Below are 12,024 nucleotides of genomic sequence, written 5' to 3' on the forward strand. Positions count from 1 at the left end.
TAAAATTCGAACCATGAAGCAAGCAATTCAGGTCGGCGTGGTGATGGGCTCCAACTCCGATTGGGAGACGATGCGCAATGCGGTCGAGATTCTCCAGCAATTCGGTATCGCCCATGAAGCCCGGGTGGTCTCGGCCCATCGGATGCCCGACGAATTGTTCGCCTACGCCGAAAGCGCCGCGCCGCGCGGCCTGGCCGCGATCATCGCAGGTGCCGGCGGCGCCGCCCACCTGCCCGGCATGCTGGCGGCCAAGACCACGGTGCCGGTGCTCGGCGTGCCGGTCGCGAGCCGGCACCTGCAGGGCGTGGATTCGCTCTACAGCATCGTCCAGATGCCCAAGGGCGTGCCGGTCGCGACCTTCGCCATCGGCAATGCCGGCGCGGCCAACGCGGCCCTGTTCGCGGTCGCGATGCTGGCGGTCGGCGACCCGGCGCTGCGCGCCCAGCTCGACGCCTTCCGCCTGAAGCAGACCCAGGCCGCGCAAGCCATGACCCTGCCGCCGGGCGACGACCCCGCGGTGTCGCCGTTTTCGCCGCAGGGCGGGGGGGCATTGTGAGCCGCCGGGCCGCTCCCAAGGCGAACACCGCAGCGCGCAGCGCGGAGGTGTCCGAATGAACGTCGTGCTGCCCGGCGCCACACTCGGCGTGCTCGGCGGCGGCCAACTGGGCCGCATGTTCGTCCACGCGGCGCAGGCGATGGGGTATTTCACCGCCGTGCTCGACCCCGATGCCGACAGCCCGGCCGGGCGCGTGAGCCACCACCACATCCACACCGACTACGCCGACGTCGACGGCCTGGCGCGGCTGGCCGGCCTGGCCGATGCCGTGACGACCGAGTTCGAGAACGTGCCGGCGCCTTCGCTCGAACACCTGGCCGCGGTGCGCCCGGTGGCGCCGGGCGCGGACGCCGTGGCGATCGCCCAGAACCGGATCCGCGAGAAGGGGCACTTCGTGCGCTGTGGCGTCGAGTGCGCCCCCTACGCCGTGATCGAGACCGTCAATCACCTGGCGGCGGTGCCGGCCGACCTGCTGCCCGGCATCCTCAAGACCGCGCGGCTCGGCTATGACGGCAAGGGCCAGCGCCGGGTGATCACGCAGGCCGACTTGAGCGCCGCCTGGAACGATGCCGGCGATGTGCCCTGCGTGCTCGAGAAGCTGCTCGACCTGGACTTCGAGTGTTCGGTGATCGTCGCCCGCGGCGAGGACGGGCAGATGGTGAACTTCCCGGCGCAGCGCAACCTGCACCGCGACGGCATCCTCTCCGTCACCGAGGTCCACGCCCACAACATGCCCGAGGCGACGGCGCGGCGGGCCGTCGCCGCGGCCCGATCGATCGCCGACGGGCTGGCCTATGTCGGCGTGCTGTGCGTCGAGTTCTTCGTCCTCGGCGACGGCCGGCTGGTGGTCAACGAAATGGCGCCGCGCCCCCACAACAGCGGCCACTGGACGATGAACGCCTGCGACGTGTCGCAGTTCGAACTGCAGGTGCGCACGCTGACGGGCCTGCCGCTCAATCCGCCGCGCCAGCACAGCGTGGCGATCATGCTGAACCTGCTGGGCGACCTGTGGTTCATCGACGGCGAAGCGCCGCAGGAGCCGCGCTGGGCCGACGTGCTCGCCCTCCCCGGCACCCACCTGCACCTCTACGGCAAGACCGAGGCGCGTCGCGGCCGCAAGATGGGCCACCTGAACATCACCGGCGACGCGATCGACGCGGTCCGCAGCACGGCCGATTTCGCCGCCGCGCTGCTGGGCTTGCCGATCCCGCTGTCCGAATGAAAGGGCGAGCGGAATGATCCGCGACGGCAGCGCGCACGACGCCATCGCCGAGGCCGCCCGGGTCCTGCGCGCCGGCGGCCTGGTCGCCTTCCCGACCGAGACCGTCTACGGCCTGGGCGCCGACGCCGGCAGCGACGCGGCCGTCGCCGGCATCTTCGCGGCCAAGGGCCGGCCCAGCGACCATCCGCTGATCGTTCACGTGGCGGCCGGCGCGAAGGGCACCGAGGCGCTGTCGTACTTCGCCCGGCCGCTGCCGTTGTTCGCCCAGAAGCTGGTGCGCGCCTTCTGGCCCGGACCGCTGACCCTGATCGTCCCGCGCCAGCCCGGCATCGGCGCCGCCGCCGCGGGCGGCCAGGACACCATCGGCCTGCGCTGTCCGGCCCATCCGGTGACGCAGGCCCTGCTGGTCGCCTGTGCCGAGCTGGGCGTGCACGGTCTGGCGGGGCCGAGCGCCAACCGATTCGGCCGCGTCAGCCCGACCACCGCCCAGCACGTCCAGGAGGAGTTCGGCGACGCGCTGCTGGTGCTCGACGGCGGGCCCTGCGCGGTGGGCATCGAGTCGACCATCGTCGACTGCAGCCGCGGCGCGCCGGTGCTGCTGCGGCCGGGCGCGATCACGCGGGCCCAGATCGAGGCGGCCGGCGGCGAGCCGCTGCGCGACAAGGACGCGCTCGGCGCGCCCGACCCGCGGGCCTCCGGCACGCTCGAATCCCACTATGCACCCAGCGCCAAGCTGCGGCTGATGGATGCCAAGGCGCTGCAGACCGGCCTCGACGTGCTCGGCGCGAGTGCCGCGAACATCGCCGTGTGGTCACGCACGGCGCTCAGCTGCCGTTCGCAGCGCGTGCTGCAGCGGCGCATGCCCGACGACGCAGCGGCCGCCGCGCAACAGCTCTTCGCGGTGCTGCGTGCCTTCGACGCCGAGGGCGTCAAGCTGATCTGGGTCGAGACGCCGCCGAACGATCCCGAGTGGGAAGGCGTGCGCGACCGGCTCGTGCGCGCCGCAGCCTAGCCCCCGCTTGCCAGGACAGCCTGGAAGAACCCGCGGGCGGACACCATGCAGAAGGGCGGCACCAGCGTGCCGTGATAGGCCTGGGTCACGGCCTGCGCCTGGTTCGAGGCGGTGCCGCCGGCGGCGGCGGCGGTGCTGGCCTTGGCTTGCGCGAAACCGGCCCGGGCGGCCGAGAACACGTCGATGGCGCCGCTGTCTTCGAGGTCGACCACGGTCAGCGCGGACGGCGGCATGCCTCGGGCGCGGAAGTAGCCGGCCGTGGCGCGCGTGCTCACGAAGTTCACCGTCGGGTCGTTGGCGCCGCCGCACATCAGCACCGGCCGGGCCGGCAGCCAGTTGCGCAGGTCGTTCGCCAGCGCCGCCCTGCGGAAACCGAGCAGCGGCTGGCAGCCGAGCGGCGAGCTGGTGTTCAGGGACGCCACCGTCGCCGGCAGGGCATTGCCGACGCAGGGGTTGGCCTGGATGTCGTTGGCGGCCTGCGTCAGGTAGCTCTGCCGGATCAGGTTGTTGGGGCCGTAGAACACGGCCAGCGACGGATCGACGGGCCCGGGAATGGCGTTGGTGGGATAGAGGGCGAGTCGCGGCAGCCGTCCGGTGGCGAACAGGGTATCGAGCGGCGTCAGGCTGGGCAGCAAGGTGTCGATGCCGGCGGCGTACTGGGCTTCGTAGATGTCGCTGGTGGCCGAATAGACATTGCCGAACTGCTTCTGCCAGCTGGTCGAGAGCAGCGGCGACAACACCGTGGCGCCGAGCGCCGGCCAGCCGCTGAAGCTGTAGTCGGTCAGCAGGCTGGTGGCCGAAGGCGCGGACAGCGGCGCCGATGCAGTGACCGCCTTGCCGTTGGCCTGCAGCTCGCGGTGCGCCGCCATCGCCGCGTAGCCGCCCTGCGAATAGCCGATGACGAACAGCGAGCCGGCGTCGCTGCCGTCGATGAAGCGCAGGGTCTTGCGCGCCGCGGTCAGCGCATCGACCATGTCCTTGCCCTGCTGGTCGCCGTTGAGATAGGGGTGGTAGGTCAGGGTCGACTTGTCGTAGCCGGCGTAGTTCGGCGCCACCACCAGGAAGCCCTGGGCGGCGAACATCGCCGCGACCGTGAGGCCTTCGCCGGCGGCGGGCTGATTGGTATCGGTCCAGCGCGCGATGTTGAAGTCGCGCGCCGGGGTGGTGCCATGGGCGTACAGGACGATCGGGCGCGGCCCGTTGCAGACGGTGTCGGTGCCGAAGGGGACCATGATCGCGGCGGTGGCATTGGTGGCTTCGCCCTGGCCGCCGACGGTGCGGTATTCGAGGTAGCGCAGGTCGACGCCGCACTTCGGGCTTCCCGCGACCTGCAGAAGCGCCCTGCCCTGTGCACTGGCGCCGAGCAGCGTCGTGAAATCGCCGGTCGCGATCCGCTGCACCCGCTCGGGCGGCAGCGTCACAACCGAGCCGCGGCCCGAATCGACCACGGTGGGCACATTGAAAGCGAAGCCGTCGTTTCCGCCGCCGCAACCGGCAAGCGACAGGGCGACGCCCGCGAGGGCGAGGGCTGGCAGTCTGTTCATGGGCTTTGTCTCCTGCGGAGTCAAAATCGAAGCGGCGTTCGATTTTGGGCAGGGCCCGGTCCGCGCGCAAGCGGCGTTTGCCTACACGCGGCCGTGCCGCCCATGCAGCCCTGGGGGCTCAGCCGGCGCGGACCCGCCCCCGAGGGAGCGGAAGGGTTTTCTTCAGTCTTGCGACGCCCAATCCACCAGGGCATCGAAGGCCGGCCGCGCGGCGACCGCATTGCCGTGGTTGGCGATCGCGATCACCACCCAGCGCCGGCCGCTGGCGCCGTGCACGTAGCCGGCCACGCCGGCGGCGTCGCGCAGGGTGCCGGTCTTCAGGTGCGCGGCGCCGCCCGAGCGCAGGGCGCGCTTGCGCAGCGTGCCGTCGACGCCGGAGGCCGGCAGCGAGGACACCAGCTCCGGCATCACGGGCGAGCGCCAGGCCACCTGCAGCATCTTGGCCAGCGCGGCGGCGCTGATGCGCTCGTCACGCGACAGGCCGGAGCCGTTGTCGAACACCGGCTGGCCTTCGCCGGTGCCGATGCGGTCGTTCCACCACTGGCGCAGCGTGGCGCGCGAGGCGTCGAGCGTGCCGCGCTTCTTCTGCTGCAGGCCGAGCGTGAGGAAGAGCTGCTGCGCCATCACGTTGTTGCTGTACTTGTTGATGTCGCGGATCACCTCGGCCAGCGGCGGCGACGCGGCTTCGAAGGCCGGCCGCAGTTCGGCCGGCACGCGGCCATCGCGCACCTGGCCCTTGAGCTGGCCGCCCATCTCGGCCCAGAGGCCGCCGACCGCGCGGGCGGCATAGCTGCCCGGGTCCGCATAGGCCACCGCCCAGGTCTTTTCGCCGCAGGCGGCGGGAAAGCTGCCCGCGAACCCCAGGCGCGCCGGATCGGCGAAATCGCCGCCGAGCGCGCTGCGCCAGTCGCCGCAATCGCCGGCCGCGAGCGGCACCGTGGCCTGCATGGCGACGCCGGCCAGCGCCGGCTGGTAGCTGACCTGCGCGGTCTGCGCGCCGCGGTTCGGCACGAAGCTCATCACCACCGACTTGAAGTTGACCAGCAGCGCATCGGGCGCCGCGTTGTAGGGGCGCTGGCCCTCGCCGTCGAAGGCGTTCGGGTCGCTCTCCGTCACTTCGAAGGCGCTGCGGTCCAGCACGATGTCGCCCTGGATGCGCTGGATGCCCAGCCCCTGCACCCGGCGCAGCAGCAGCCACAGCCGCTCGAGCACCAGCTTCGGGTCGCCCTGGCCCTTGAGATAGAGGTTGCCTTCGAGCACGCCGTTGCGCACCGGGCCGTCCACATATACCGGCGTGGTCCAGGCGAAGGCCGGCCCCAGCAGGTCGAGCGCCGCGTAGGTGGTGACCAGCTTCATGATCGACGCCGGATTGACCGCCACCTGGGTGCGCCAGGCCAGCCGTGGCGCACGGGCGCCGTCGGCATCGACCACCAGCATCGTCACCGCGTCGCGCGGCACCTTGGCGCGGGCCAGCGCGGCATCGACTTCGTGCGGCAGGCCCTGGGCCATGGCCGGCAGCGCCGACAGCGCCGACAGCGCCGACAGCGCGACAACGACCGGAATGGCGCGACTGGCGCGGCGCAAAGCGAGGGGCAGAAGAGGCATCCGAGGATTATCCAGGGCCGCCATGCGAGGCAGCAGCTGCACGACCCCCGGCCGGCGCAGCCTGGCCTGTTCGTGAAACACCGCGGAACCGGCTTCGCCGGGCCGCTGGTGTTGCCCCCGGCAGGGGGTGGGCGCCCGACACGAAGTGCGGGCAACCTGGGGGGGAGCCGATAATCTCTTGATGTCCGCAGCTCCCCGATTTTCCGCCCGCACCATCGGCATCGGCGCGGCCGTCGTCACCGTGGGGGTCTGGACCGCGTTCATCGTGATCGCCCGCGCGTCTGCCGGGCGCTCGCTGACGCCCTTCGACATCGCATTCACGCGCATCTTCGGCGCCAGCCTGGTGCTGCTGCCCTGGGGCGCCTGGCTGGTCATGCAGGACCGCGCCAAAGGGTCGGCGTCGAGCTCGTTTTTCGGCCTTTCGCCGTTGCCGCTGCGCCTCACCGCGCTGGCGGGCGTCTGCGGCGGCCTGGCCTACGCCCTGCTGGCCTACACCGGCTTCTTCTTCGCGCCGGCCAGCCACGCCGCGGTACTGATGCCGGGCAGCCTGCCGTTGTGGACCACGCTGCTCGCCGTCCTGGTGCTGCGCGACCGCATCACGCCGCTGCGCGCGCTCGGCCTGGCGCTGATCGTCCTCGGCGACCTGTTCGTCGGCGGCGCCAGCCTGCTGCACGCGCTGGAGGGCGGCGTGATCTGGAAGGGCGACCTGCTCTTCATGAGCGCGGCCTTCTGCTGGGCCTGCTACAGCATCGTCGTGCGGCAGCACGGGCTCGAGGCGGTTCGCGCCACCATCGCCATCACCGTGTTCGCCTTCATGACCTATGTGCCCGTGTACTTGCTGCTGGCCGCGTCCGGCGTCGTCACGAGCCGGCTGGCCAGCGCCCCGATGGGCGAAGTCCTGTTCCAGCTGCTGTTCCAGGGCATCGGCTCGGTCGTGATCTCGGGCATCGCCTTCACGCGCATGATCCAGTACTTCGGCCCGGTGCGCTCGACCATGATCACGGCGCTGGTGCCCGGCCTGTCGGCGCTCGGCGCGGTGGTCTTCCTCGGTGAACCGCTCTACTGGAACCTGGTTGCGGGGCTGCTGCTGGTCACGGCGGGCATCCTCTTCGGGGTCCAGCGCAGCCGCGCCGCAGGGACCAAGTCGCCGGCCGTCGCGGCGGCGGCCAGCGCCTCGGGAGGGTGCATCGATGCCTAAGCTCCTGGCCTTCGACACCAGCACCGAGGCGCTGTCGATCGCGGTGCGCCACGACGACCTGCTGCTGGAGCACAGCGGCGCCGGCGGCGCGCAATCGTCGGCGAGCCTGATTCCGCTGATCCAGCAGTTGCTCGCCGCCGCCGGCCTGTCGCTCGGCGAGCTCGACGCCATCGCCTTCGGCCGCGGCCCGGGTTCGTTCACCGGCCTGCGCACCGCCTGCTCGGTCGCGCAGGGCCTCGGATTCGGCGCCGGCGTCCGGCTGCTGCCGATCGACACCCTGCAGGCCGTGGCCGAAGAAGCCCATGACCGCTACGGCGTCACCCGCGTGGTGGCGGTGCTTGACGCGCGCATGGACCAGGTCTACGCGGCCGGCTACGACTTCGGGGTCGAAATCAGCGCCAGCGAAGCCGAGCTGCTCGCGCCCGAGGGCATCGTGGTGCCGGACGGCTGGGCGCTGGCCGGGAATGCCTTTGCCGCGTACGGCGAGCGCCTGCCCCATGCGGTGGCGCGCCACGAAGTGCTGCCGACCGCCGCCGCGATGCTGCGGCTGGCCCCGGCGCTGCTGGCCGCCGGCCGCACGGTCGCGCCGGCCGAGGCCTGGCCGCTCTACGTGCGCGACAAGGTGGCGCAGACGACCGAGGAGCGTGCAGCCTTGAAGGCGGGAGCTGCGCGATGAGTGCCGTCCTGCAGCAGCCGCGCGAGGCGCGCCTCGAGCCGATCACCATGGATCGGATCCCGGCCGTCTGCGCCATCGAGCAGAGCGCCTTCAGCCATCCCTGGACGCCGGCGAACTTCACCGATTCGCTGGCTGCCGGCTACCACTGCCAGTGCCTGGTGGCGCCCGCGCCCGACAGCGAGCCGTCGGCGTCGCGCGGCGCGCGCGCGCTGTGGAGCCGGGCGACGGCGCGCAGCGGCGGCGAGACGCTGATCGGCTATTTCGTCGCCATGAAGGGCGTCGACGAAGTGCACCTGCTCAACATCACGGTCGCGCCGGCCTTCCAGGGCCAGGGCTGGGCGCCGCTGATGCTGGAGGCGCTCGCGGGCTGGTCGCGCGGCCTTCACGCGCAGTGGCTCTGGCTCGAGGTGCGGGCCAGCAACCTGCGCGCGCTCGCGGTCTATGAACGCAACGGCTTTCGGCGCGTGGGCACGCGCAAGGGCTACTACCCCGCGCACGGCGGCGCCCGCGAGGACGCGGTCGTCATGAGCCTGCGCCTCCAAGAATCACCCAGCGCCTGGGGCGGATTGAAATGACGACCGAAGCCTTGAACCTCGACGCGCGTCAGCGCGCCATGCTCGACGAGATGGGCGTCAAGCTCTTCTGGTGGCGCCAGCCGGAGCCCGCCGAAGCGGTGCCGGCCGAAGCCGTCGCTGCCGCGGACGTCGCTCAGACCGCGTCCGTGCCCGTGCCCGCGGAACCGGCCGCGGCGCTTCCTGCCGCGGCGCCGGCCCGACCCGCTCCGGCCGTCGCTGCGGCGCCGGCGTCCCCCGCCCCTCGCGCGCCGACGGCGGCCTCGCACGGCGCGGCCGTGCTGGCCGAGGCCCCGCGACGCGTCTGCGGCGATCCCGCGGCAGCGCCGCAGGGCGGCTGGCTGATCGTGGCCGACATGCCGCCCGAACTCGATGGCCGGCACGGCGAGCCCTTCGAAGGCGACGCCGGCCGGCTGCTCCACAACATGCTGAACGCGCTGCAGCTGCATGGCGGGCCCGTGCCGGTGCACCTGATGCGCACCCACCGGGGTGTCGCCGCGGGCCAACCCGCCGGCCCGCGGCCGATCGGCGACGTGCTGGCCGAGAGCATCGACGCCCTGGCGCCCCGCGTGGTGCTCGCGATGGGCCCGCTGGCGGCGCAGAGCCTCATGCAAAGCGCCGATCCGCTCGGCCGGCTGCGCGGCCGCGTGGTCCCGATGGCGCAGCCGGGGGCGCAGGCGACGCCGGTCGTCGCTACCTACCACCCGGCCTACCTGCTGCGCAACCCGGCCGACAAGGGCCGGGCCTGGGCCGACCTCTGCCTGGCGGCCGAGCAGCTTGCCCAGGTCGATGGAGCCGCGCCGGCAGGGTCCTAAAATTCGTCCATGACCTTCCTGGACAAGCTGCGCGCCGCCGAGCGCCAAAACGGCTCGCTGCTGTGTGTCGGACTCGACCCCGAGCCGACCAAATTCCCCGCCGGACTCAAGGGTGACGCCAGCAGGATCTACGACTTCTGCGCCCGCATCGTCGACGCCACGGCCGATCTGGCGATCGCCTTCAAGCCGCAGATCGCCTATTTCGCTGCTTACCGGGCCGAGGGGCAGCTCGAGCAGCTGATGGAACACATGCGCCGCAACGCGCCCCAGGTGCCGGTGATCCTCGACGCCAAGCGCGGCGACATCGGTTCGACCGCCGAGCAGTACGCGCGCGAGGCTTTCGAGCGCTATGGGGCCGATGCCGTCACGCTGTCGCCGTTCATGGGCTTCGACTCCGTCGAGCCCTATCTGCGCCACCAGGGCAAGGGCGCCTTCCTGCTGTGCCGGACCAGCAACCCGGGCGGCGCCGACCTGCAGGGCCAGCGGCTGGCGGGGATCGAGGGCGAGCCCTTCCTGTACGAGCACGTCGCCAGGCTGGCCCAGGGCCCCTGGAACCTCAACGGCCAGTTGGGCCTGGTGGTCGGTGCCACCTACCCGGCCGAAATCGAACGCGTGCGCGCGCTCGCACCCACGGTGCCGCTGCTGATTCCCGGCGTCGGTGCCCAGGGCGGCGACGCGGTCGCCACGGTCCGGGCCGGCTGGCGTCCGGACGCGCCGATCGTGGTCAATTCATCGCGAGCCATCTGCTACGCCTCGGCCGGCGAAGACTTCGCCGAGGCCGCCCGGCGCGAGGCCACGCGCACCCGCGACGCGCTCCAGGCGGCCAAGCCCTGAGCGACATTCCGCGTCGCTTGAGCGGGTGTAATCTGCGGGGCTCGAAAGCCACGGAGACCCCCCGATGACCTACCAAGGAAGCTGTCACTGCGGCCGGATCGCCTTCGACGTCGAGGGCGAGATCCAGGGTGCGCTGGCCTGCAACTGCTCCATGTGCCAGCGCAAAGGCTCGCTGCTGTGGTTCGTCCCGCGCACGCAGTTCACCCTGCGCACGCCCGAGGACGACAACATGGGCACCTACCTGTTCAACAAGCACGCCATCCGGCATCGCTTCTGCAAGACCTGCGGCATCCATCCCTTCGCCGAGGCGACGGATCCCAAGGGCCAGCCGATGGCTGCGGTCAACATCCGCTGCCTCGAGGGCATCGACCTCGAGGCGGTGCCGGTGCAGCACTACGACGGCCGCTCGCGATGAGCCCGCCCGAGGCGGGCGGGCCGGACCCCTTTCCGGTCGAGGGCGGCTGCACCTGCCGGGCGGTGCGCTACCGCATGGCCACGCGGCCGCTGTTCGTGCACTGCTGCCACTGCCGCTGGTGCCAGCGCGAGACGGGCAGCGCCTTTGCGCTCAACGCGATGATCGAGTCCGACCGCGTGCGGCTGCTGCAGGGCGAGGTCGAGCATGTCGAGACGCCTTCGGCCAGCGGCCAGGGCCAGACCGTCGTGCGCTGCGTCCGCTGCCGCGTCGCGCTGTGGAGCCACTACGCCGGCGGCGGGGGATCGATCGCCTTCGTGCGGGTCGGCACCCTCGACGCGCCGGACCTGCTGCCGCCCGACATCCACATCTTCACGATGTCGAAGCAGCCCTGGGTGCTGCTGCCGCCGGGCACGCCTGCGGTGAGCGAGTACTACCGCCGGTCCGAGCACTGGCCGCCCGGGAGCATCGAGCGCTTCAAGACCCTGAAGACGCAGCCCCCAGCCGCTGCGACACCTGGTCCGCGCACGCCTTGAGCGCGACGGCCACCTCGCCGTCCCATCGGGTGTCGAAGATCGCGGCCGGTCCGATGGCCGTGAGGGCCAGCACGATCGCGCCGGTGTGGTCGAAGGCCGGCGCCGACATCGCGCTGATGCCGGGCAGGATCTCGCCCTCGGAGCGGCTCAGGCCGTGGGCCCGCACCTCGTGCAGCTGCGCCTCGAAGGCCTTCCAGCCCGGCAGCGGCTGCACCGGCGGCATGCCGCGCCGCGGCGCTGCGGCGGCAGCGGCGCCTTTCTGTTCGCGCTGGCGCTCCTGTTCGAGCAGGTCCCGGACCACTGCCGGGTCGAGGTAGGCGCCGAACAGCCGGCCCGAGGCCGTGTGGGTCAGCGAGAACACGGTGCCGTGCCGCATGTTCACGTGCAGCGGCGCCGGCGATTCGGCAATGCGAACGATCGTCGCGCCGCGGTCGCCCCAGACCGCGATCGCCACCGTCTGGCCGATCTGCTGCGCCAGCTCGGCGATCAGCGGCGTCGCGATGTGCACCGGATTGGCCTGCTGCAGGCTGATCAATCCCAGTTGCAAGGCGAGCGGTCCGAGCAGATAGTGGCCCGTGGTGCGGTCCTGCTCGATCAGCCCGAGGCGGCCGAAGCTGACCATGTAGGGGTGCGCCTTGGCGGCGGACATCTCGGCCTCGCGCGCCAGGTCCTTGAGCGCCATCGGCCGGCCGTGGTGCACCAGGGCGCGCAGCAGCTGGCCGCCCACCTCGATGCTCTGGATGCCGCGTTGCGCGCGATCGGAGTCAGCCGCCATCAGGTTCCGTCATTCGTTGATACAGAAGGCATTAGACATTAACTGATCCTCGAATTACACTCCGCGCATTCGTTCCATGCGAATTCGTTCACTTTAGACAAATTTCAGGAGACCCACGATGACCCAGACCAAGAAGTTCGCCAGCCAGGCCGATCTCGAAGAGAAGAAGATCACCTTCAGCCAGATTTCGGAGCATGCCTGGGCCTACACGGCCGAGGGCGACCCCAACACCGGCATCATCATCGGCGACGACTGCGTGCTGGTGGC

The 12,024-nt window shown here is 71.6% G+C and carries 13 protein-coding genes and 1 pseudogene; 11 read left to right on the top strand and 3 right to left on the bottom strand.

The genetic code is table 11. From position 1 onward, the window contains the following. Positions 1-13 precede the first annotated feature (13 nt). The 3 genes from purE to AB4Z46_RS15345 are packed head-to-tail and all read left to right on the top strand — an operon-like array spanning position 14 to position 2,790. Positions 14-556: a 5-(carboxyamino)imidazole ribonucleotide mutase gene (gene purE / locus AB4Z46_RS15335; RefSeq protein WP_442284359.1), complete on the top strand. Its 543-nt coding sequence runs from the start codon at positions 14-16 to the stop codon at positions 554-556. 55 nt (positions 557-611) lie between these two features. Beyond that, positions 612-1,778, top strand: coding sequence for a 5-(carboxyamino)imidazole ribonucleotide synthase (locus AB4Z46_RS15340; protein ID WP_442284360.1), 1,167 nt, complete (start codon positions 612-614; stop codon positions 1,776-1,778). A 13-nt stretch (positions 1,779-1,791) separates the two neighbouring features. After that, the gene (locus tag AB4Z46_RS15345; RefSeq protein WP_442284361.1) at positions 1,792-2,790 is read left to right on the top strand and encodes an L-threonylcarbamoyladenylate synthase; all 999 of its coding nucleotides are present in this window, start codon (positions 1,792-1,794) and stop codon (positions 2,788-2,790) included. On the opposite strand, the gene AB4Z46_RS15350 is transcribed toward AB4Z46_RS15345, so the two are convergent. Together AB4Z46_RS15350 and dacB are read right to left on the bottom strand one after the other, a co-directional pair. Continuing rightward, positions 2,787-4,334: an alpha/beta hydrolase gene (locus AB4Z46_RS15350; RefSeq protein WP_442284362.1), complete on the bottom strand. Its 1,548-nt coding sequence runs from the start codon at positions 4,332-4,334 to the stop codon at positions 2,787-2,789. The genes AB4Z46_RS15345 and AB4Z46_RS15350 overlap by 4 nt on opposite strands. A gap of 162 nt (positions 4,335-4,496) precedes the next feature. Further along, entirely contained in the window at positions 4,497-5,939 is a 1,443-nt protein-coding gene (dacB, locus tag AB4Z46_RS15355; protein ID WP_442284363.1) for a D-alanyl-D-alanine carboxypeptidase/D-alanyl-D-alanine endopeptidase, read from the bottom strand. A gap of 181 nt (positions 5,940-6,120) precedes the next feature. Here dacB and AB4Z46_RS15360 point away from each other — a divergent pair, with 181 nt between their 5' ends. The 7 genes from AB4Z46_RS15360 (at position 6,121) to AB4Z46_RS15390 (ending at position 10,982) form a co-directional block, all read left to right on the top strand. Beyond that, positions 6,121-7,137, top strand: a complete 1,017-nt coding sequence (locus AB4Z46_RS15360) for a DMT family transporter (RefSeq protein ID WP_442284364.1) — start codon at positions 6,121-6,123, stop codon at positions 7,135-7,137. Continuing rightward, the gene (gene tsaB / locus AB4Z46_RS15365) at positions 7,130-7,813 is read left to right on the top strand and encodes a tRNA (adenosine(37)-N6)-threonylcarbamoyltransferase complex dimerization subunit type 1 TsaB (RefSeq protein ID WP_442284365.1); all 684 of its coding nucleotides are present in this window, start codon (positions 7,130-7,132) and stop codon (positions 7,811-7,813) included. Before AB4Z46_RS15360 ends, tsaB begins: the two co-directional genes overlap by 8 nt. Beyond that, entirely contained in the window at positions 7,810-8,388 is a 579-nt protein-coding gene (locus AB4Z46_RS15370) for a GNAT family N-acetyltransferase (protein ID WP_442284366.1), read from the top strand. The genes tsaB and AB4Z46_RS15370 overlap by 4 nt, the downstream gene beginning before the upstream one ends. After that, positions 8,385-9,200, top strand: a complete 816-nt coding sequence (locus AB4Z46_RS15375; protein ID WP_442284367.1) for a uracil-DNA glycosylase family protein — start codon at positions 8,385-8,387, stop codon at positions 9,198-9,200. Before AB4Z46_RS15370 ends, AB4Z46_RS15375 begins: the two co-directional genes overlap by 4 nt. Before the next feature lie 9 nt (positions 9,201-9,209). Then, complete coding sequence (gene pyrF, locus AB4Z46_RS15380; RefSeq protein ID WP_442284368.1) at positions 9,210-10,034, top strand: orotidine-5'-phosphate decarboxylase; 825 nt, start codon at positions 9,210-9,212, stop codon at positions 10,032-10,034. Positions 10,035-10,098: 64 nt separating this feature from the next. Next, positions 10,099-10,449: a GFA family protein gene (locus tag AB4Z46_RS15385; RefSeq protein ID WP_442284369.1), complete on the top strand. Its 351-nt coding sequence runs from the start codon at positions 10,099-10,101 to the stop codon at positions 10,447-10,449. Continuing rightward, positions 10,446-10,982 carry a GFA family protein gene (locus AB4Z46_RS15390; RefSeq protein WP_442284370.1) on the top strand — a complete coding sequence of 179 codons (537 nt, stop codon included), beginning with the start codon at positions 10,446-10,448 and terminating at the stop codon, positions 10,980-10,982. The genes AB4Z46_RS15385 and AB4Z46_RS15390 overlap by 4 nt, the downstream gene beginning before the upstream one ends. Here AB4Z46_RS15390 and AB4Z46_RS15395 read toward each other — a convergent pair. Beyond that, on the bottom strand, positions 10,924-11,760 hold the full coding sequence (locus AB4Z46_RS15395) for an IclR family transcriptional regulator (RefSeq protein ID WP_442284380.1): 837 nt from the start codon (positions 11,758-11,760) through the stop codon (positions 10,924-10,926). The two genes, AB4Z46_RS15390 and AB4Z46_RS15395, sit on opposite strands and share 59 nt — an antisense overlap. 115 nt (positions 11,761-11,875) lie before the next feature. On the opposite strand from AB4Z46_RS15395, the pseudogene AB4Z46_RS15400 reads away from it, so the two are divergent. Then, positions 11,876-12,024: pseudogene (locus tag AB4Z46_RS15400) on the top strand (MBL fold metallo-hydrolase); the annotation flags it as partial.

The sequence above is a fragment of the Variovorax sp. M-6 genome, from assembly GCF_052114385.1.
In the GTDB taxonomy this organism is placed as follows: Bacteria; Pseudomonadota; Gammaproteobacteria; order Burkholderiales; family Burkholderiaceae_C; genus Variovorax.